The organism is Nocardia sp. NPDC060255 (assembly GCF_042727395.1).
GTDB lineage: Bacteria > Actinomycetota > Actinomycetes > Mycobacteriales > Mycobacteriaceae > Nocardia.
Genome location: NZ_JBHXAU010000001.1, coordinates 801,392 through 822,391, shown reverse-complemented (window position 1 = coordinate 822,391; position 21,000 = coordinate 801,392). Strand labels below are relative to the sequence as shown.

Sequence of the window (21,000 nt, the reverse complement as noted above, 5' to 3'; positions counted from 1 at the left end):
GCAAAACGTTTTTTTGGTGTTTTTGGGGGGGTGGTTTTTGTTTATACCCCACCGCCCCGGGGGGGTCGGGCGGCGGTGGGGCCTCCCCTCGCGCGGGGGGCGCATGCGCTTCGGCCACTCGGACGCGAGACGGGCCGCGAACGGGTCGCTCGTAAGACTCGCTCCGTGGTGCGTGCGTCGAGTGGGCGAGTCTCGGTTGGTGTTAACCAGTGGTGGGCACGACCAAACTATTAGAGGCCGTGCACTTCTGGTTTTCCATCCTTGATGACTATGAAGCCGGTTTGGAAGTTCTGCTGGGTGCCGCCGGGGACCGGGAACTCGTCGCTGATGGGGTAGCCGAGCTTGCCGTTCTCGTAGCCGAGGACCTGCCAGGCGTCCATGATCGGGCCGTTCTTTACCGCCCAGGTGCCGGATAGGGGGCTCCAATAGATGTTGCCGCCCTCGAAGCGGGTGTAGCGGCCCAGGTCCTTGGTCGGCTGCTCTTCGGTGGCGGGGAAGCCGAGCCAGCTGTTCTCGTAACCCATTTGGGCGTACTTGCCGAGGATCATGCCCTGTACGCGGTGCACGCCGGTCTTGGCGCTGTAGTAGAACGGGCCGTTCTCGAAGGACTGCACGGCGCCGTCGCGGTTGGGCGTTTTCACCTCGGGTGCGACGGGGTAGCCGGCCGGGCCGCCCTCGTAGCCCTGCCTGCCCCACTCGTCGAGGATCGCGCCGCGCACCACCTGGGCGCCGGTCTGCGGGGTCCAGTAGAGCGAGCCGTTCTGGAAGGACTGCATGCGGCCCTTGCCATCCGGTAGCCCGCGTTCGTCGCCGGTCGGCAGCCCGAGCGGTCCGGCGGCACCCTGGGCGGCCTGGTATCCGCCGCCGATCATGCCGCCGACCGGGTGCGCGCCGCCCGCCGGAGAGAAGTAGACGCGGCCGGACCGGAAGTCCTGCGCCACACCGCCCGCCACCGGGTATTCGGCGGACAGACAATCACCGAGCCAGTTGTTCGCCGCGGCCACCGTCGCGATCTGGCCGCCGACGGTGCAACCGGTCTTGCCGGGATCGATGCCGAGCGCGGTCGCGGCCTGGGTCCAGGACTGCCGCATCTCGAAATCCCAGTAGGGCCACGAATGCGTGCCGGACGGGCGGTAATTCACCTGCGCGGGGATCGCCAGCCTGCCGAGCTTGGTGACGAAGTTCTGCGAGGTGAGCCGCGACAGGATCTCCAGACCCATGCCCGCGTAGTTGGTGCTGACGCCCGGAATGCCGGAGGCCTGGTCGAACGGTCCGGTGGCGCCGCTGCCGCTGGAGACGTAGAGGGAGACGCCCTTCAGCTTCTCCGCCTGCGTGTACGGGTCGTGCGCGGCCCATTCCGGGCTGGTCGGCGGGCCCCACATGGCGCCGACGTCGTAGCCGCCCGCGTCGCGCATGGCGAACTGGATGGCCTGCGGCATGCCGATCGTGGTGGTGGTGAGGAAGCCGGAGTAGGACGCGGCGTACTTGGCGAAGCCGGGATTGCGCGCGGCCAGGAACATGGCCGCCGTGCCACCCATCGAAAGGCCTTCCATGCCACGGACATCGGTGGCCCGCCAGTCGCCCTCGAGCAGCGGCGGCAGCTCCTTGGTCAGGAAGGTTTCCCACTTGTAGGTCTTGCCGTTGTTCGGCTGGATCCAGTCGGAATAGAAACTGGACTGGCCGCCGACCGGCAGCACGACGGTGACGTTCTTGTCGGCGAAGAAGTCGACGGCGCCCGCGTCCTTGGTCCAGCCGCTCTCGTCGTCCTCGGCGCGCAGGCCGTCGAGCAGGTACAGCACCGGGAAACGCACGTCGGGGCGCGTGTTCCAGTCCTTGGCGAGCAGCAGTTGCACCTGGATCGGCGTGGCCATCGACGGCGAATTGATCCACAGCGCGACCCGGCGGTCGGTCAGCCAGATCACCTTCTGGATGGTCGCCGGTGCGACGGCCTCCGGGGCGGGACCGGGCGCCGGTGCCGGGGCAGGCTGCGCGTAGGCCGGTGCGATGCCGGCCGCCAACGGGATCACCATCGCGGTGGCGAGCAGCACTAACCGCCCGCGAGCCGGACGAGCGCCACGACGCTCGCGTCTCCCCCATCTGCCGCGCCGAATCCCTGCCACAAGAGCTTTCTACTCCGGTGCGCGCCACGTTCCGGGGAGGACACGCACGATAAGAAAACCGCCATCTTCGTTTTGCGGGCTCGCACAACGCATCCGGCGCCACCGCTTCCGTGCTGGAAGCCGCGGCGCCGAAGCGGTCTTACCGGGACAAATGATTTGTGAGTACATAGATACCGCACCGGGTTCCCCTTGAAACCACATGTCCCAAAACGTAACTCGGGCCGTACCCGATGGGTACGGCCCGAGTGGTCGATCAGCAGGTCACCAGGCGCCGGTGGCGTCCAGGATGCCGTTGCGGGACTTGAAGAGCTCGCCCTCCCAGTACTTCCAGGAGTGCGTGCCCTGGGCCGGGAAGTCGAACGAGGCGGGGATGCCGAGCGAGGCCAGGCGAGCCTGGAACGCGCGGGTGTTGACCAGCGAGAGCGCCTCGAGCGCCATCGCGTTGCCGGTGTTGAACACGCCGACCGCCGAGTTCGGGCTGTCGTACTGACCCGGCAGGCCGCTGGCCGCCGAGATGTACATCGGCAGGCCCTTGAGCTGCGGCGCGAACACGAACGGGTCCATCCGCAGCCACGCGGGGCTCCACGGGGCGGCCATCGAGTCGACGTTGTAGCGGCCCGCGTCCAGCATCGCGACGCGGATCGCCTCACGCATGCCCGGCGCGGAGATGTTCAGGTAGCCCGAGTAGGAGGCGGCGTACTTGAACTGGTCGCGGTGGTACGCGGCCAGCGCGAGTGCGGCACTGCCGCCCATGGAGAGACCGGCGACCGCGTTGTTGGTGCGGGAAACGCCGTAGCCCTCCAGGAAGGCCGGGAGCTCCTTGGTCAGGAAGGTCTCCCACTTGTAGGTGGTCTTCTGGCCGTTGGTGTTGCTGGTCGTGTACCAGTCCGTGTAGAAGCTGGACTGACCGCCGACCGGCATGACCAGGGTGATGTTGTCGCCGCCGAACTGCTGCAGTGCGTTCGTCTCGAACGACCACGCGTTGCGGTCATCACGGGCCCGGAGTCCGTCGAGCAGGTACAGCGCCGCGTTGCCGCCGCGCGATGCCCACTGCACCTGGACCTTGATCGGGCCCATGCTGGACGGGACCATCAGATCTTCGAATCCACCTGCCGGGGAACGCAATACCGGTGCGTGCACCGGCGCCGCGGTGGCGATCGGGGCCGCCACACCTACGGCGATCGGTAGCGCCAATGCAGCGGCACCGACAGCCAGAATTCGATTACGCCAACCACGAGGTGCGCCTCGCCGTCCCGATTTCGTTCTCATCGGCGCGGCCGCCCTGCCGAAACGCATGAATCCTGCTCTCTTTCTGCTTTTCTGCCTGTTGTGGTGCCGTCCGCGACCCGCGAGGGGCGCAACCGCACCAGTGCTGCCAACGAGACGCACACCGCCACACCGGACCCCGACATTCCGGCGCAGGCGACTGCGAAACAACGATCTGGTCACACTTGCGCTCGCTGGACGATATTCGACACCCGTGGCCTTAGCAAGGCCGAGGCAACCAGGTGGCCGAAATCCGCCCGTACGCAATCTGTGATGGTGCGGTGACCCTATCGCGTTCCCCCGGTGATTGTCGTGCCGGAACACCAAAATTTCACCCTGATGGCCGGAAGTGTCAGCTCAGCTCAAATGGGCGCTGAGGTCGGGCAGCATCTGGAACACCTGGTCCTGCCAGTAGTTCCAGCTGTGCACGCCCACCGGGGTGTAGACGAACACCGAGTTGCTCGGCCCGAGACTGTTAATCCGAGCTTCAAAGGCACGGGTGTTGGCGAGTGCGATCGTTTCCAGCGCCATCGCGTTGCCGAGGTGATAGACGTCGATCGGCGCGTTGATCACGTCGCGCGGTCCGTTCAAGCCGTTGCCGGAGGCGATCCACAGGCGAGTTCCATTGTCGCGCAGCAGTTGCGCGAACATGAACGGATCGTTGCGTAACCAGCGCGGATCCCATGGCGGACCCCACATCGCGTCGATGTTGAAGCCGCCCGCGTCGAGCATGGCCAGCCGCAGCCCCTCCTTCATGGCGGGCGCGGAGATGTTCAAATAGCCGGAATACGAACCGGCGTAACGGAACTGGTCGGGATGATAGGCGGCCAGCGCGAGCGCGGCGCTGCCGCCCATAGACAGGCCGAACACGCCGTTGCCGCGCGGATCGAAGCCGAGGCGGTCGCGCAACGCCCAGCGCAACTTGTCGGTGAGAAAGGTCTCCCAGGCATAGGGCTGCTGTTGGCCGTTGGTGTTGCTCGGCGCAATCCAGTCCGAATAGAAGCTGGACTGGCCGCCGACCGGCATCACCACATTGATGTTCCACTGCGGCAGCACGCGGGAGATGTCGGTCTCGACCTCCCAGCCGCTCAGGTCGTTGCGGGCGCGCAGGCCGTCCAGCGCGTAGACCACGCGCCGGGTATTGCCGTCGGCGGCGCGGAAGATCCTGGACTTGATCGGGCCCATGCTGGAGTCGACCCAGAAGTCGAAGCCGCGCGGGTCGAAACCGGCCTGTGCGGTCGCGCCGAATCCGCCGAGGGCGGCACCGAACGGCAGTACGAGTGCGACGGCCAGACCCGCGACCGAACGTCGAAACCAGCGGCGATCCGCCGCTGTGCGCGCGCTGGCAACCGTTCCGCGTACTCCGCCTGATCGCATCGATTCGACCTTTCGCCCGTGCGCTCGCCGTTGACCGCATGTAGATCGACACTCGGCATCGATGGCTTCCCGCGCGAAGTCCTCGGGCCTATCCCTCTTCTATAAGCAGCTATTCGAGCTAGGCCCGACGGAAAACGCACTGCGATGCCGGATCGTGACGAAAACCAAAGATTTGCCGATCTCACGGGTTTCCCGCAACGACCGGCGGCGGCAAGATCGCAATTCGTTTGCCAGCGATCTACCAGCCAATCATGCCGGGTGATATCGGCGGGCGGGTCGAAAACAACAGACCGCCCGGCGCTTGGTAGCGCCGGGCGGTTTGTCTACAGGGAATTCGTCAGCCGATATTGGCGGACATGTCCGGAATCATCCGGTACGCCTCGTCGGTCCAGTTGTTCCACGCGTGAATACCGTAGGCCGGGTAGGAGTAGACGGTATTGCCACCGCCGAGCGTCGCCATCCGCACGTTGAACGCGCGGGTGTTCGCCAATGCCAGCGCCTCCAGGCCCATCCCATTGAGGGTGTTGAAGCTCGGGCCGTCGTTCGCCGTGGGCAGGCCACTGGCCGCGGCGATCCACAGGCGGGTGCCGTTGCGGACGAGGTTGGGCGCGAAGACGAACGGATCCATCCGCAGCCACTGTGGACCCCACGGCGGCGCCATCGAGTCGACGTTGTAGCCGCCCGCGTCCAGCATCGCGATGCGGATCGCCTCCCGCATGCCCGGCGCGGAGATGTTCAGGTAACCGGAGTACGAACCGGCGAAGCTGAACTGGTCCGGGTGGTACGCGGCCAGGGTGAGCGCCGCGCTGCCGCCCATGGACAGGCCGAACACGCCGTTGCGGGTTGTGTTGAAGCCCAGCCGGTCGTGCAGCGCGTTGCGCAGGTCACGGGTCAGGAAGGTCTCCCACTGGTACCGGTAGCTCTTGCCGGGACCCGCGGCCAAGATGTTCAGCGCGCCGGAGCCGGACGACGAGCCGGTGCCCGCCGGAATGCCTGCCAGCTCGCTCGGCGCGTTCCAGTCGGCGTAGAAGCTGGACATGCCGCCGACCGGCATGACGACGTTGATGTTCGCGTCGGCCAGCACGGCGGGAACGTTGGTCTCGATCTCCCAGCCGTTCAGCGTCTCCGGCGCACGCATGCCGTCGAGCACGTAGGCGACCCGGTTGGTGTTGCCGTCCCTCGCGCGCAGCACGCGGGTCTTGATCGGCCCCATGCCGGAGTCGACCCAGAAGTCGAACGCCCCGGGGTCCATGCCCGCCGATGCGATGGCTCCGCTTCCCGCTGCCGCGACGCCGAAGGGCAGCAACAGTGCCACGGCGACCCCGAGTGCGGATCGCTTCACCCACGAACCAGTCGCTCCGGACGTACCGGATCTACCTTTCCAGCGGGCAATTCGCATCAAACTCGACCTTTCGTTCGGGCGGCCGGAGGGCAAACGGCTGGCGATCTCTACCGGCCCCCGCTGCGGACACCGAGTGCCGCCGTCCACCAAAAAGGGACGAATCGACCTCTGTGCATGTTCTTCATGTATCAATCGGCATCGGAAGCTTATATGTTGCTGGAAAGTGACTCATGCCACAACTCGCCTACCGCTACCCCTTCACATTCGTTACCAAACGCCGGTTGGACGCCTAGTAAACGAAAGACCGCCCGATGCACTCGGCACCGGGCGGTCTGTCGAACAGACTTACCCGTAAATCACCCGATATTGGCGGACATGTCCGGAATCATCCGGTAGACCTCATCCGCCCAGTAGGTCCAGTTGTGCACACCGACGGCCGGGAAGTCGTAGGTGGCGTTCCCGGCGCCCAGCGAGGCCATCCGGACCTGGAACGCGCGGGTGTTGGCCAGCGCGAGCGCCTCGAGTCCCATCGCGTTGACGGTGTTGAAGCTCAGGCCGTCGGCCCCGCTCGGCAGACCACTGCCGGCCGAGACCCAGAGCCGGGTGTTGTTGGCCTTCAATTGGGGCGCGAAGACGAACGGATCCATCCGGAGCCACTGCGGCCCCCACGGCGGCGCCATCGCGTCGATATTGAAGCCACCCGCGTCCAGCATGGCCACCCGCAGCGCCTCGCGCATTCCCGGCGCCGAGATGTTCAGGTATCCGGAATACGAACCGGCGTAACGGAACTGGTCCGGATGATAAGCCGCAAGCGTGAGCGCGGCACTGCCACCCATGGACAAGCCGAACACGGCGTTGCCGTTCGGATTGAAGCCGAGACGGTCCCGCAGTGCGTAACGCAGGTTCTTGGTGAGGAAGGATTCCCACTTATAGGTATTCGTCTTCCCCATGCCCGCGGAGCCCGAGAGCAGTCCGGAGCCGGAGTTGGCGGAACCGGTGGAAGAGGAACCCCCGCTGCCGGCGCCGAAGAAGTTACTCGGCCCGTTCCAGTCGGCGTAGAAGCTGGACGGACCGCCCACCGGCATGACGACGTTCATGTTCCATTTGGTCAGCTCGCGCACAACCTCGGTGTCGACTTCCCAGCCACTGAGGTCCGGCCGGGCCCGCATGCCGTCCAGCGCGTAGACCACGCGACTGGTATTGCCGTCGGCGGCGCGGAAGACCCGGTTCTTGATCGGGCCCATCTCCGAGTCGACCCAGAAATCGAAGCCGTCCGGATTGAACGCCGCGGACGCCGGTCCGGCCGGGCCTGCCACCGACACCCCGAGCGGCAGCAGAATCGCCATGGACACCAGCGCCGAACGCTTCAGCCACGATCCGGCTCTTCGAGTATTCAGACGCCCGAACACGCCTCGCATCAGTTTCGACCTCTCGTTCATGCAACAGCATCGGCCGTTGTCTCACGATGACCCGCCGATGCCCACAACTAGTTGACGTCATGACGGGCGTACTTTCGCAGCCTAGCGCGTCATCGTGACAGTGGCGTTATCGAACCGAGACAGAGGGATGTACCCGAATTTTGTGAAACCTGCCCAAAGCGAACACCGGGCACCCTGTGAAGGGAACCCGGTGTGCGTGTTGATCATTGGTATTCGGCTCAGCTGATCCGCGTGACTCGGCTCAGCGCGGTGCCGGTGCGGGCTTGGGGAACGGATCGACCAAACCGCACCGTTCGATCTCGTATTTCGGCACCCGGTCGATCCGGTACTTGGCGAAGGTCAGCGCGTGCTTCAGGTTGTGCCGGAAGCGCTCGAAGGTGAGCGGGTCGCGGTAGGAGATCTGCAGCGCCTCGGTGGCCGGGCAGGACATCGCGGTGCGCGCCTGGGTCACCCACTTCTCGTCCAGGTACCAGGGCATCCACGGCTTCTTGTCCACCATGCCGGTGTCCACCACGACCCAGTCCGGGTAGAGCGCCTTGTCGTGCCCGATCCGGCCGTCGGTGAGTCGCTCGGTGTGCGCGGCGAGCGGATAGGCCAGGCCCATCTGATCGATGACGCGCACGTTCAGCGGGACGTTCATGCTGGTCATGCCGAGGTTGAGGAAGTAGACGGTGTGCCCGGCGCCGCCCGCCGGAATCGGCTGCGGCGGCGGGGCGATGTACCAGAACATGAACGACGGCGAGTTCAGCAGCAGGCCGCCGTTCGGGGTCTCGGTGATGTTGTCCACCATCGGCCGGATGCGCGGGTAGTCCAGGTAGTCCTCGGCCAGGATCGGATGATCGTGGCCGGTATTGAGGACGTAGTAGACGCGCTCGTCGACGATGCCGGTCGAGGTGATCTTGGTGCCGGACTTGATCGCGGTCGTGTTGGCCGCGAACAGCGCCCAGCCCGCGGTGCCGAGCAACGCGAACAGCACCACCGCGAAGGACCAGTCGGCGGCCGTGGCGGCCCGGAACCCGCCGACCGGCAGCCGGATCGGCACCACGGCGACCGGCAGCAGCAACAGGAACAGCTGCGCCAGCAGCATGCGGCCGTGCATGAAGTCGCCGCCGACGCGCAGCGCGTACACGGTGAGGATAAATCCGCTGAGCAGCACCAGGGTGACCACCGCGGCGGGCGAGCGCAGCCACTCCCGAACCCGGTGCGCGTTCCACCGGGACTGTTCCTCCGGTGCGGCATGCCGCCCGGCCGGGTCCGCGAGCTCAGCGGACTTGCCGCGCGCCGCAACGACTCCCGCGACGAGCAGCACCAGCAGCGGCACCCACAGGTAGTACGGGCCGACCAGATCCCAGAGGTAGATGAAGCCCTGATGCCATTTGGCGCCGCCCGCGTCCTTGGCGACCGCGGTGTTCGGATAGGGCAGGCCGTAGTAGCCCATCCGCCAGATCTGGTACCCCATCGGCACCAGGCCCGCGGCGACAATGATCAAGCCGCGCAACACGATCGGACGCAGCCGGGACTCCGGCATCGGCGCGATGACGATCATCAGCAGCGCGAGCCCGCCGACCAGCGTCATCTCCGGACGGATCAGCGGGGCCAACCCCGCGAGGAACACCAGGCCGAACAGACCGGGCAACTTGACCCGCTCCGCCTGGCTCCAGCGGATCAGTTGCCACCACAGCAGGCCGAGCCAGCAGATCACCAGGCAGCTCTCCAGCCCCGAGGTGACATAGTCGCGGGCCGGCGGGATGGCGATGTAGACCAGCATCCCGGCGGGCAGCAGCAGCACCGACTTCGGGCCGCCCCACAGCCTGCTCGCGCCGAGCATGGCGAACACGATCGCGGCCATCGACAACGTGAACGCGATGCCGAGCACCACGTACTCGAGCCGCGCCTGGGTCAGCCAGCTGAAGAACCAGACGATGTAGGTCCACGCGGTGCTGGTGTTGGTCTCGACGCGCTCGCCCTCGTTGAAGACGGGCCCGTTGCCTGCCAGCAGGTTGCGCACCGTGCGCAGCACGATCAGGCCGTCGTCGGCGATCCAGCGGCGCTGCCAGCCGCCGACGGCGAAAAGGACCACGGTGAGCGCGATCCCACCGACGAACGTGGCGCGGGATAGCAAGGCGTACCGCGACGCCGAGCGGGCCGGCTGCACAGCCGGCCCCTCGTTCGCGTATTCGTCTTGCTCCACTCCCGCTACCAACATCTCGTCAGGTGAGATAGACAGCGACACCTACCGCTCCGATCCAGGCGATTGCGAGGAACTGAAGGACTCGGTCCCCCAGTGCGATCTCTTCGGGTTCACCGGCCTCGCCGCCATCGACGTCGACCGCGTAACGCAGGATTGCGATGGTAAACGGAATCATCGAGATTGCGAACCAATTGGTGTCTTTTAGGTTGTCCTGCTGGAACGCCCACAGACCGTAGAACACCACGACGGCGGTGGCCGCGAGCGTCCAGATGAACCGCAGGTAGGTCGGCGTGTAGTACTCCAGCGACTTGCGAATCTTCGCGCCCGTGCTCACCGCGATCTGCAGCTCGGCATAACGCTTGCCCGCCGCCATGAACAGTGAACCGAACGCCATGATCAGCAGGAACCATTGCGAGAGGACGATATTCGCGGCCGCGCCACCGGCGACGGCGCGCAGCAGGAAGCCCGACGACACGATGCAGATGTCGAGCACCGCCTGGTGCTTGAGGCCGAAGCAGTAGGCCAGCTGGATGCCGATGTAGATCGCCATCACGACGGCCAGGTGCCAGGACGCGAGGAACGATCCGGCGATCGATGCGACGAGCAGCACGATCGACAGCGTGTACGCCAGGTTCACCGGAACGACGCCCGCGGCGATCGGCCGGAACCGCTTGGTCGGATGCGCCCGGTCCGCTTCGACGTCGAGCGCGTCGTTGATCAGGTAGATGCCGGAGGCCGCCAGACAGAACACCACGAAGGCGATACCGACGTGACCGAGCACGTCGAGTTCGTTGGCCGTGCCCGCGGCCAGCGGAGCCGCGAGCACCAGGACGTTCTTGACCCACTGCCGCGGCCGGACAGCCTTGAACAGGCCGCCTGCCAACGTCTTCGGCGGGCCCTTGACAACCGCCTCAGCTAGGTCGGCACCAGTCGGCTCTTCGCTCATGTCAACCAAGGCTCTTTCTGTGGCGGTCATCGAATCTCTTTTCGGCGGCAAGCACAACGGCGGCGGACGCGGCACCGAGCGCCGAACCAGCGAGCACATCGGAGGGATAGTGCACCCCGAGGACGACCCGGGACAGCAACATCGGTGGGACGAGCACCGCAGGCAAGGGTAGCCCGGTCAATCTGCCGAGCAACACCGCCGCTGCGGTCGTCGAGGTGGCGTGCGAGGACGGGAAGCTCAGCTTGCTCGGCGTCGACACGTTGACCTGCACCGACGGATCGTTCGGGCGGGGTCTGCGGACTACCCGCTTGATCACGATGGAGGCGGCGTGCGCGCCGACCGCGCCGACCGCGACCCCGGCCCACTGTCTGCGTCGCGGCTTGTCGACCAGCCAGCCCGCGGCGGCGATGCCGACCCAGCCGAGCGCGTGCTCGCCGAAGTGCGACATGCCGCGGGCCGCCTTGATCACCTCGGGGGTGGCGATCCTGGCCTGCACCGCGTTGATGATCTTCACCTCGGGCGGCGCCGGCTCGGTCGACGGCACCGCGGACACCGGTCCGCCGTGGCCGTTCGTGCTCTGCAGCGGCTTGTTCACCGCAGTGTTGTCCGCCAAGCTCACTGCTTGTCACCCTTCGTCTCGGCATCGATGCCGAAGGCATTTTCCCAAGCCGCCGTGCTGGTCAGCTGCGGGTGGGCGGCGCGGTAGCGCTGCTGCATCTCGGGGAAGCGCGCGGCCAGTTCCTTGCGCAGGCGCAGGGCTTCCTTGAAGAGGCCGAGGGCCTGGCGCGGGTCGCGCTTGCGGTAGACGACGCCGCGGCCGTCGGCGGTGGTGACGGTGACCCCGTCGACCTGCGACAGCAGGAACCACCGGGCGTCCAGCGTCGGGACGTTCAACTGCGGGGTCTCGTGATGCTGGGTGTGCGCGGGGCGGAAGTTGTGCACCACGCCCTTGGCCAGCCGGACCACCTTGGCGATCGGGTTGGCCGGTTCGGCGACCGCGCCGACCTCCAGGTGACTGGCCAGCGGCAATTCGGTGGACGACGGCAGGATCACCGCGTCGGGGTACTGCTTGCGCAGCGCGTGCACCGCGCCGAGCGCGCTCGGCAGCAGCTGGAACAGCCGCTCCGGGCCCGCGAGGAAGTCTTTGATCGCCAGGTTTTGAATGGCGACCGTCGAATACTCCAGGCACAGCAGGTGTTTCAGCGTCGCCTTGACCGTGTTGACGACCATGCCGCGCCCATTGCCCGGCATGTGCAGCGAGGCGACGACCAACCGGTTACGCAGGTGGAAGTACGCCTGCCAGTCGATCGCGTCGTCCTTGTCGCTCCACGCCATGTGCCATACCGCGGCACCGGGCAGGGTGACCGTGGAGTACCCGTGATCCCTTGCGCGCAGCCCGTATTCGACGTCGTCCCACTTCAGGAACAGCGGCAGCGGCTGACCGATCTCCTCGGCGACCCGGCGCGGGATCACGCAGGTCCACCAGCCGTTGAAGTCGACGTCGATGCGCCGGTGCAGCAGCTTGGAGTTGTCCCGGTCCTTGAGCGGGTACTTCGAGAAGTCGTGGTCGTACTCGACGTTCGGCGCGGAGGTCCACATGAAAATGCCGCGGTCGACGACCTCGCCCATGCTGTGCAGGTGTGAGCGTTCCTGCAGGTTGAGCATCTGCCCGCCGACCAGCATGGGTGACTTGGCGAACCGGGCGAAGGCCAGCGCGCGCAGGATCGAGTCGGGCTCGATCTCGATGTCGTCGTCCATGTAGACGATGTACTCGGCGGCGGTGGTCTTCAGCGCCTCGTACATCACCCGGCTGTAGCCGCCGGAGCCGCCGAGGTTGGGCTGGTTGTGGATGGCGAGCCGGTCGCCGAGCGGCGCGGCGGCCTCGGCGAAACCGGGCTCGTCGACCACCTTGCGGTTGCCCTGGTCCGCGACGATCACCGCAGCGATCTTTTCCAGCACCAGCGGGTCCGAGCCAAGGGCTGCAAGGGTTTTCACCAGATCGGTGGGCCGGTTGAACGTCGGCATGCCCACCGCGATGCTGCCCTCGTCGGACGCCTCGACCGGCGCGTGCCAGCCGCCGGACAACAGCGTGACCGCCGTGTCGGTGGTGATGTCGAACCAGATCCAGCCGCCGTCCTCGAACGGCCCGAGATCGGCCTCGAACTCGACGTGCACCGACTCGGTGCCGGGCGCGACGGCGAATTCCTTGCCCTGCACGTGGATTCGCGAACCGTCCGCCTTCGAGCGGTACACGTCCACCCGGCCGTGACCGGCCAGTTCCAGGCGCAGCACCACCGACGGCAGGATGCTCCAGCGCCGCCAGTAGCTCGCGGGCAGCGCGTTGAAGTAGGTGCAGAACGACACCTCGGACTCCGCGCCGATGGACAGCGAGGTGCGGGTGGCCGCGTGCGCGCGCTTGGCGTTGGTCTTGGATTCCTCGACGTAGAGGGTGCGCACGTCGAGCGGCTCACCCGGCCGGGGCAGGATGATCCGCTGGAGCAGCGACTTCGCGCGGGTCTCGGTGGTCATGTCTTCCACAAGGGATTGGGAGGTCATTCTGCACTTTCGTCAGCGAGCGGCGCACCGGTCTCCAAGTGCGGGCGCAGCACATTGTCGAACATGCTGAGCGCACTGCCGATAGCCATGTGCATATCCAGGTACTGGTAGGTGCCGAGGCGGCCACCGAAAAGGACCTTGTCCATTGCGGTTTCCTTCTTGGCGAGCGCGCGGTACGCGGCCAGCTTGGCGCGATCCTCCGGCGTGTTGATCGGGTAGTACGGCTCGTCACCGGTCTGCGCGAAGCGGGAGAACTCGCGCATGATGACCGTCTTGTCCGTCGGGTAGTCGCGCTCCGGGTGGAAGTGGCGCGGCTCGATGATGCGGGTGAACGGCACGTCCGCGTCGTTGTAGTTCATCACCGAGGTGCCCTGATAGTCACCGGTCTCCAGCACCTCGGTCTCGAAATCGATGGTGCGCCAGCCGAGTTCGCCCTCTTGGTAGTCGAAGTAGCGATCCAGCGGGCCGGTGTAGACGACCGGGGCGTCCGGGTTCGCGGCGCGCAGCTCGTCGCGCACGTCGAACCAGTCGGTGTTCACCCTGACCTCGATGAGCTCCGAGGCGGCCATGTTCTCCAGCCACTTCGTGTAGCCCTGCTTTGGAAGGCCCTCGTAGGTGTCGTTGAAGTAGCGGTTGTCGAAGGTGTAGCGCACCGGCAGGCGGGTGATATTGCCTGCGGGCAGTTCCTTCGGGTCGGTCTGCCACTGCTTGGCGGTGTAATCGCGGATGAACGCCTCGTACAGCGGGCGGCCGATCAGCGAGATCGCCTTCTCCTCGAGGTTCTGCGCGTCCTTGGTATCGATCTCCGCGGACTGCTCGGCGATGAGCGTGCGCGCCTCGTCCGGCGTGAAATAGCGGCCGAAGAACTGGGAGATCAGGCCGAGGCCCATCGGGAACTGGTAGGCCTGCCCCTTGTGCTTCGCGAAGACGCGATGCTGGTACCCGGTGAACTCGGTGAACTTGGTGACGTAATCCCAGACCCGCTTGTTCGAGGTGTGGAACAGGTGCGCGCCGTACTTGTGGATCTCGATCCCGGTATCCGGGTCCGGCTCCGAGTAGGCGTTGCCGCCGAGGTGATAGCGACGATCGATCACCAGCACGCGTTTGCCGAGCTCGGTAGCGGCGCGTTCGGCGACGGTCAGCCCGAAGAATCCGGAGCCGACGACGATCAGATCGAACTGTGAGGTGGAGTTGGCGGAGTTACCCGGGGACGATGCGACGGTCACGGGAGCCCAGAGTATCGGAAGTCCGCGCGAGGTCTGGGTGGAGTCGCGCGGCGCACATCCCAGCACCCGCTCCACACACGTTTTCGTGTCCGAGCCATCCCGATTTAGCCCAAAGTTTGCCGCAAGCGCCCTTAACGTCAATCGGCCCCCGATCGAATAAGCGGTTCTCGGTCGCCGCGCTTGTTTTCGCGTGCTGCGGACGAATTAGCCAGCTTTTTTGTGCGCGGCGGGCGAATGCGTGCGCGGCGGGGCTGGCCGTGCGGCGACCTCCGGGATGAGGGTCGAGTACGTCGGCGCTTGTCTTCGTGAGTTTGTGGCTTGAGTCGGCGAATCCCCGCACGCCGATGTCGGCGTGCGGGATGTCACGTGTCAGTCAGGGAAACCCACCTCGACTTCGACCTGGTCGCGGTCGGTGTACATCCGCCAATAGTGTTCGCCCAGTTCGTCATTGGTCATGCGGGTGATTTCGAGATCGGCCGGGAACAGCTCCGGGTGTTCGTCGACGAGCTGTTCGGCCTTGCTGCCGCCGATGAGTGCGCCGATGTCGAGCAGGCCCGCGTAGACGCCGGTGCCGTGCAGTTCGATCGCGAGTTGGCGGAGGTAGCCGCGCTGGGCGGCGAGGGCGACGCCGAAGTTGGACAGGAACGGCATCGGGCGGCTGTCGGACGAGCCCGAGGAGTACAGCAGGGTGCCCTCGCCGCGTTCGATCATCGCGGGGGCCAGCGCGCGGGTCATCAGGATCGGCGAATAGAGCTTCAGAGCGAGCGGAGTGTGCAGGGCAGGCACGTCCACCGCGAGCGTGGACGGGATGCGGTCGACGGGATCCCCCGCGGCGCCATGCATCGCGACGTCGATCCGGCCGAATGTCGCGCCGATCTTCTCGATCGCGGCATGGACCTGCGCCGCATCGGTGACGTCGGCAGGAAAGGCCGCGGCCTCGATACCCTCGGCGACCAGTTCGTCCACGTGCCGCTGCGCCTTGTCCGGCTTCCGCCCGATCACCGCCACCCGGAACCCCTCGCGCCCGAAGCGCCGCGCGGTCCCCACACCGAGACCGGGCCCGAACCCGAATATCGCGATGGTCTTCGACATGCCTACCTCACTAAGTTGAGCAGTGGTTCAAGTTAGAGTTCCGACGGTAGCACTAACTTGAACCCATGCTCAACATAATTCGGAGCCCTGATTTGTAGGATCGGCGAATGCCCGTGGACAAGCCGTTACGCAGCGATGCCCGCCGCAACCGCGACGCGCTGGTGACCGCCGCCCGCGCAGTCTTCGAGGAGCGCGGCCTCGACGCCCCGCTCAAGGAGGTCGCCGCCCGCGCGGGCGTAGCCATCGGCACCCTCTACAACCGCTTCCCCACCCGCGACGACCTCATCGCCGCCGCCGTCGAGGACCGCATCGAAGCGGGCGGCCGCATCGCCGAAGAAGCACTCGCCATCGACGATCCATGGGACTCGTTCGTCTACCTAGTCGAAAAGGTCTGCGAGCTCCAAGCTTCCGACCGCCTACTCAGCGAACTCGCCGTCCGCGCCGCCCCCAGCCGCGCCATCGCCAACGCGCAGGAACACGGCCACGGCATCATGCGCCGAATCATCACCCGCGCCCAGCACTCCGGCGCCCTCCGCCCCGACTGGGTCCTCGAGGACATCGCCTTCATCACCTGGTCGCACACCAGAATCCTCGAGGCCACCGCCACCATCGCCCCCGAAGCCTGGCGCCGCCACCTAGCCCTCACCCTCGACGGCCTTCGCGCCACCGCCGCCCACCCCCTACCGGCCCCCCCGATCACGGAAGCCCAACTGATGCAATCACTTCGAGGTCACGAATAGTTCATCGAAGCCCGTCTCGATATCGATCGAACTTTACCGCGCGACCGGCGGTCTCCAGCCGCCGAAAGCGCGCTCCAGTGCCAGCGCCACGGCGATTGCGACATGGTCGCGGTCCCGGCCAGCCGCGACCTGGACACCGAGCGGAAGGCCGGCGCTGCTCAACCCGAGCGGCACCTGGGTGACGGGCAGGCCGAGCACGTTGAATACCGAACAGGGTGTCTGCAGCCAAGGTTGGGCGAACGTCGCGCGATGTCGCGGGGCGGTCGATCGGAACGGAGTGTGCAGCATGACGCCTGATCCGATGATGGTGTCGACTTCCGCGCTCAGCGCACGAGCGGCGGCGAGTGAACGACGAACAGCGCGTTCGGGCCGGGGAATCCGTTCGCCGATCAGAGTCAACGTCGTCATTCCGTTGTGGCTCATCGCTTGCCGCACAAGAGTTTCCACCGGCTCAGCACCGGCCTCGGCCGCAATGATGGCGCCCAGGCTGCCGCCGAACTCTGCTGCGGCCGTGAGGAAGAATTCGGTCGCACGCCGCATCCCACGCAGCGGCACCCGGCGAACATCAGCGCCATGTCGCGCTAGTTCCGCAGCTGCCCGGTCGCGGGCACCGCGAACCTCTTGCCGCGCCGGAATCAGCGTGGTCTGCTCGCTGATAATCACCGGGAGACCTTGCAAGTCAACCGTTTCCGGGTCGCCCAGAGTTACCGCGCGAGTGAACGAATCCGTTCCGTCGGGGCCGGAAATGATCTCCAGTAGCGGCATCAGATCTGATGCGCGCCGAGCCATTGGGCCGATCGACAGCAACCGCCCGATCTCACCGACCGTGTCCGGGAACATGCCAGTGTTGGGTACCAACCCGGCCGTCGGCTTATGTCCGAACACGCCGTTGAAATACGCCGGAATTCGGATCGAACCACCCATATCCGAGCCGAGTCCGAACGTAGCACCACCCACTGCCACTGCCACCGCTTCACCGCCCGAGGAACCACCGGCCGTGCGCCGACGATCATGCGCATTGCTGGTCCGCCCGTATATCCGATTCACGCTTTCGATCCAGATACCGAGTTCGGAAACGTTCGTCTGCGCCAGCACAATCGCGCCCGCGTCAATGAGCCGTTGTGCGGCCGATGCCGTTCTCACGGCCGTCTTTCCCTGACGTCGCACGAAACCGGCAGTATGCGGCATCCCCGCGATACCGATCATCTCCTTCACCGTGCACGGAACACCGAGCAGAGCGGGAAGCACAGCTGACTCGGCGGCGACCAGCCTGTCAGCCGCGTGCGCCTCGGCCCTGGCTTGTTCGAATCGGTTCGCCGCCACCGCATTCGTTCGTGGCTGCGCTCGCTCGAGCACTTCGATGTGTGCCTCGACGACATCGTGTGCACTGAGCCGCCGTTCCCGAATCGCCTCCGCGAGTGCGAATGCCGACAGAGTCGTCGGCTCGCACGGATCCCCACCCGTCACGGTGCTGATTGTCGCCGGTCATCCACCCGCCCGCGGCAGACTCCGTGAAGCGGCACACCCGCCCCGAAAACGGTTGGTAAAGACTCAGGGGCGTGGGGTTTGGTAGAGCATTGGGGTGGGTGGGTGTTGGAGGTATTGGGGCTGGGCTTGGGGGGCGTTGGGGCGGGTTAGCGTGAGGACGAGTGAGATCAAGGCCAGGGCTGCGCCGATGACGATCATGTAGCAATGGGCGAATGAATCGGCGGCGAGGCCGTGTTCGCCGCCGAAGGTGACGCTGAACAGGCCGCCGATGAAAATCCAAGCGCCGCCGATGATTTCCAGTGGGCGGCCAGCCGGCTTGCCGATCATGGACAGGAAGCTGCCTGCGATAAGAACGAGGGCCATCAGCACCGAGACGATCAGCAGGGCCTCCAGCCCTTTGTGGAATTCTGCGGCGAGTTTCCAGGCGTCGTACTTGTCGTCTGTGAGGCTCGGCTTACGAATCGCGTCGACCGTTCGGAAATACTCGAAGGCCGAGATGGAGCCGAAGCCGACTCCCGACGCACCCAGCCACGCCGACACGATGCAGATCACCCCGGACAACCCACGTTGCGCGGGCGTCGGAACCGGATTGCCTGGTGCACCATATGGATTACTCATCGAACCCCCCTCTAGGTTTCGGGGCGAACCTTACCGCGCGATCGGCGGTCGATCGAGCCGATGAGAGGGGTTGTCGGCAGCGTGGCAGCCCGGTTACGCGTCGACAGAACCGAAAGTCGTTTGGCTGTCCGGAATTCCGGCGCGGAGACGTGGCGACGTGTATGCCACCCAGCGGGCGGTGTAGCGAGAGGACGCCAGGAGGAAGACTGCGAGCGGCAGGATCGCGGCGGTCAGTGAGGCGATCCATTCGCGATGGAGCAGGGCGGTCAGGGTGCCGATCAGGCCGTTGAATGTGCCGTTGAGGATTTCTTGGGATTGCCGCTGTTTCGGGAGCCAGTCGATGCCGTAGTCGGGCTGGTAGCCGGTGAGCGAGCAGACCAGGGCGATGAGGGCGAAGACGGTCAGTAGGCCCGAGGTGAGGATGAGGATGTAGCGGGCGGTTTCGTCGCGGCGAAGCAGTTGGATGGCGCCGTAGATCAGGGCGATCGCGGCGAGCAAGGCACCCAGGATCGAGAAGACCGCGAGGGATTTGTCGAGGTGCGGGCGCGCGCCGAGGGCGTTCAGCACGGTTCGCTCGCCCCACAGGTTGCACAGCCCGGCGAGCAGGGCCAGCACGGCCGCGCTGGTCGCGATCACTCCGCTCGGCTCCGCGGGCGCGGTCGCTCGCGGACTCTCACTGGCGTATGTCATTGCTCGGATGCCCTCTCTCCGCCGACGGCCGGCACGCATTCAGTATGCGTACCGGCCGTGGGTTGGGCGCGATCTAGAGCTGTGTCTCGGCGTAGACCTTCATGGCGTCCCGGACGAACGCCGCGGTCCCCGCGCCGTGCACGTCGTAGTTGGCCGCGAAACGCGGGTCCGCGACGTACATCTCGCCGAGCCCGATGAAGGCCTCCTTGAGCACGGCCCTGCCTTGCCAGCCGTCGCCGATCCAGGCGCGGTGCCTGGCGACGATGGCCTGCACCTCGTCGTTATCGGGCGCCAGCCCGGCGGCGTGCGCCCGGCCGTAATCGGCGGCGATGTCCAGGTGGGTCTGGAAGTGCGCCTGCTGCTGCGCGGCACTCATCGAGCGCCACCACTTGTCGCCGCTTTCGTAGGCGTCCTTGCCCCAGCGTTCGATCACCTCATCCTTGTATTGAGTGTGGTCGAACCCATCGAAAACTTCTGCAGCCATGAGTTGTTCACCTCTTTCCGTCTTCTGCAGCGTGGTTTGCACCGACTCGATCTGGCGCCGGATCCGATCCTGTTCCTGCCGAAGCAGTTCCAGGTGCGTGCGCAGTGCGGCACCGGAGTCCTGTTCACCGGCAAGAACTTCGGCGATGACCGGAAGGCCGAGGCCGAGTTCTCGCAGCAGCAGGATGCGTTGCAACCGCACCAGGGAGTCCTGGTCGTAGTAGCGATAACCGTTGGTGCCGATCCGGCTCGGCGGCAGCAGCCCGAGCTGGCCGTAGTGGCGCAGCGTGCGGCTGGTGGTACCGGCCGCCTTGGCCAGATCCTGGATGGACCATTCGGTGCGCACGACCCTCTTCTCCCTTCTCATCTCGTCGGTGTAACCAGCATGCAAGTTGACGCTACGTCAAGGTCAACCCTGTTTATCGGCAGTTTCAGCGCACGACCGCCGGGACCTGCACCTCCGGTTCCGCAACCACCTTCGGCTTACCCGCCAGCTGACCGAACACCGTGCCGGTCAGCGCGATGACCAGGCCGATCATCTGCAGCGGGCTCAGCGACTGACCGAGCGCGATCCAGCCGATCACGGCGGCGGACACCGGGCTCAGCAGACCGAGGAAGGCGACCGAGGTGGCGGGCACCTTGGAGATCCCGCGGAACCAGAGCCAGTAGGCCGCCGCGGTGCCGATGACGCCGAGGTAGAGGTAGCCGCCGATCGCGTCGCCGTCCAGCGCGGGCGGGGCACCCTCGATGAGCAGGGCGAGCGGCAGGATGAACAGACCGCCTGCGGTGAGCTGCCAACCGGTCAGCGTGAGCGGGCCGACCCCCGCCGGCCGTCCCCACCGCTGGGTGAGCACGGTGCCCGCCGCCATGGACGCGGCACCGGCGAGTCCGGCGATGACGCCGACGGTATCGAGTTGCGCATTGCCCCGCAGCACCACGAGCGCGACACCGAAGACGCCGATCAGACCGGCAATCACCTTGCGCCCGTTGGGCTTCTCGGCGAGAACGACGGTGGCCAGGCCGAGCGCGAACATCGGCGCGACCGCGCCGAGCACGCCTGCGACACCGCCGGGCAGCCGGTACGCGGCGAGGAACAGCAGGGGGAAGAAGGCGCCGATGTTCAGCAGGCCGAGGGCGGCGGCGCGGCCGATCCAGATGCCGCGCGGCAGCACCCTGGTGATCGCGAGCAGCGCGAGACCGGCGGGCAGTGCGCGCATGAGCGCGGTGAACAGCGGGCGGTCCGGCGGCAGGAACTCGGTGGTGACGGCGTAGGTGGAGCCCCAGACGATGGGGGTGAGGGCGGTGAGCGCCAGGGTGCCCGCGTATGAGTTTCCGGTGCGCGGGGTGGTGCTTGGGGTCATGTCGTTCGCTCCTCATTGATAATCTCAACGTTGAAATATCTACTCGCCCGGGTGCCTCAACGTCA

General features: G+C 66.2%; 17 protein-coding genes. 1 reads left to right on the top strand and 16 read right to left on the bottom strand.

The features are described from left to right. Window positions 1-230 precede the first annotated feature (230 nt). The 11 genes from ACFWF1_RS03835 to ACFWF1_RS03785 form a co-directional block, all read right to left on the bottom strand. Window positions 231-2,030, bottom strand: a complete 1,800-nt coding sequence (locus ACFWF1_RS03835) for an alpha/beta hydrolase-fold protein (RefSeq protein WP_379283406.1) — start codon at window positions 2,028-2,030, stop codon at window positions 231-233. A gap of 351 nt (window positions 2,031-2,381) precedes the next feature. Beyond that, window positions 2,382-3,416 (bottom strand): alpha/beta hydrolase, encoded by a 1,035-nt coding sequence (locus ACFWF1_RS03830; RefSeq protein ID WP_379283001.1) that lies wholly within the window; start codon window positions 3,414-3,416, stop codon window positions 2,382-2,384. A gap of 327 nt (window positions 3,417-3,743) precedes the next feature. Further along, the gene (locus tag ACFWF1_RS03825; RefSeq protein WP_379283003.1) at window positions 3,744-4,763 is read right to left on the bottom strand and encodes an alpha/beta hydrolase; all 1,020 of its coding nucleotides are present in this window, start codon (window positions 4,761-4,763) and stop codon (window positions 3,744-3,746) included. A gap of 337 nt (window positions 4,764-5,100) precedes the next feature. Then, window positions 5,101-6,162, bottom strand: coding sequence for an alpha/beta hydrolase (locus ACFWF1_RS03820; protein WP_379283004.1), 1,062 nt, complete (start codon window positions 6,160-6,162; stop codon window positions 5,101-5,103). Window positions 6,163-6,461: 299 nt separating this feature from the next. Beyond that, complete coding sequence (locus ACFWF1_RS03815; RefSeq protein WP_379283005.1) at window positions 6,462-7,544, bottom strand: alpha/beta hydrolase; 1,083 nt, start codon at window positions 7,542-7,544, stop codon at window positions 6,462-6,464. A 241-nt stretch (window positions 7,545-7,785) separates the two neighbouring features. Next, window positions 7,786-9,750, bottom strand: coding sequence for a flagellar motor control protein ZomB (gene zomB, locus ACFWF1_RS03810; protein ID WP_379283006.1), 1,965 nt, complete (start codon window positions 9,748-9,750; stop codon window positions 7,786-7,788). 4 nt (window positions 9,751-9,754) lie between these two features. Beyond that, complete coding sequence (locus tag ACFWF1_RS03805; protein ID WP_379283008.1) at window positions 9,755-10,681, bottom strand: decaprenyl-phosphate phosphoribosyltransferase; 927 nt, start codon at window positions 10,679-10,681, stop codon at window positions 9,755-9,757. Between the two features lies 1 nt (window position 10,682). Then, complete coding sequence (locus ACFWF1_RS03800; protein ID WP_379283407.1) at window positions 10,683-11,234, bottom strand: phosphatase PAP2 family protein; 552 nt, start codon at window positions 11,232-11,234, stop codon at window positions 10,683-10,685. A gap of 62 nt (window positions 11,235-11,296) precedes the next feature. Then, window positions 11,297-13,237, bottom strand: a complete 1,941-nt coding sequence (locus tag ACFWF1_RS03795; RefSeq protein ID WP_379283009.1) for a glycosyltransferase — start codon at window positions 13,235-13,237, stop codon at window positions 11,297-11,299. Continuing rightward, window positions 13,234-14,463, bottom strand: coding sequence for a UDP-galactopyranose mutase (glf, locus tag ACFWF1_RS03790; protein ID WP_379283011.1), 1,230 nt, complete (start codon window positions 14,461-14,463; stop codon window positions 13,234-13,236). Before glf ends, ACFWF1_RS03795 begins: the two co-directional genes overlap by 4 nt. A 369-nt stretch (window positions 14,464-14,832) precedes the next feature. Next, complete coding sequence (locus tag ACFWF1_RS03785; RefSeq protein ID WP_379283012.1) at window positions 14,833-15,555, bottom strand: SDR family NAD(P)-dependent oxidoreductase; 723 nt, start codon at window positions 15,553-15,555, stop codon at window positions 14,833-14,835. A gap of 107 nt (window positions 15,556-15,662) precedes the next feature. On the opposite strand from ACFWF1_RS03785, the gene ACFWF1_RS03780 reads away from it, so the two are divergent. Then, the gene (locus ACFWF1_RS03780; RefSeq protein ID WP_379283013.1) at window positions 15,663-16,295 is read left to right on the top strand and encodes a TetR/AcrR family transcriptional regulator; all 633 of its coding nucleotides are present in this window, start codon (window positions 15,663-15,665) and stop codon (window positions 16,293-16,295) included. A 33-nt stretch (window positions 16,296-16,328) separates the two neighbouring features. Here ACFWF1_RS03780 and ACFWF1_RS03775 read toward each other — a convergent pair whose 3' ends face one another. From ACFWF1_RS03775 to ACFWF1_RS03755, 5 genes are all read right to left on the bottom strand, one after another. Beyond that, window positions 16,329-17,762, bottom strand: coding sequence for an amidase (locus ACFWF1_RS03775; RefSeq protein WP_379283014.1), 1,434 nt, complete (start codon window positions 17,760-17,762; stop codon window positions 16,329-16,331). 84 nt (window positions 17,763-17,846) lie between these two features. Further along, window positions 17,847-18,401, bottom strand: a complete 555-nt coding sequence (locus ACFWF1_RS03770; RefSeq protein WP_379283015.1) for a hypothetical protein — start codon at window positions 18,399-18,401, stop codon at window positions 17,847-17,849. A 93-nt stretch (window positions 18,402-18,494) separates the two neighbouring features. Continuing rightward, window positions 18,495-19,091: a hypothetical protein gene (locus ACFWF1_RS03765; RefSeq protein ID WP_379283016.1), complete on the bottom strand. Its 597-nt coding sequence runs from the start codon at window positions 19,089-19,091 to the stop codon at window positions 18,495-18,497. Window positions 19,092-19,164: 73 nt separating this feature from the next. Beyond that, window positions 19,165-19,941 (bottom strand): MerR family transcriptional regulator, encoded by a 777-nt coding sequence (locus ACFWF1_RS03760; protein ID WP_379283017.1) that lies wholly within the window; start codon window positions 19,939-19,941, stop codon window positions 19,165-19,167. A gap of 64 nt (window positions 19,942-20,005) precedes the next feature. Beyond that, window positions 20,006-20,935 carry an EamA family transporter gene (locus ACFWF1_RS03755; protein ID WP_379283018.1) on the bottom strand — a complete coding sequence of 310 codons (930 nt, stop codon included), beginning with the start codon at window positions 20,933-20,935 and terminating at the stop codon, window positions 20,006-20,008. Between the last annotated feature and the right edge of the window lie 65 nt (window positions 20,936-21,000).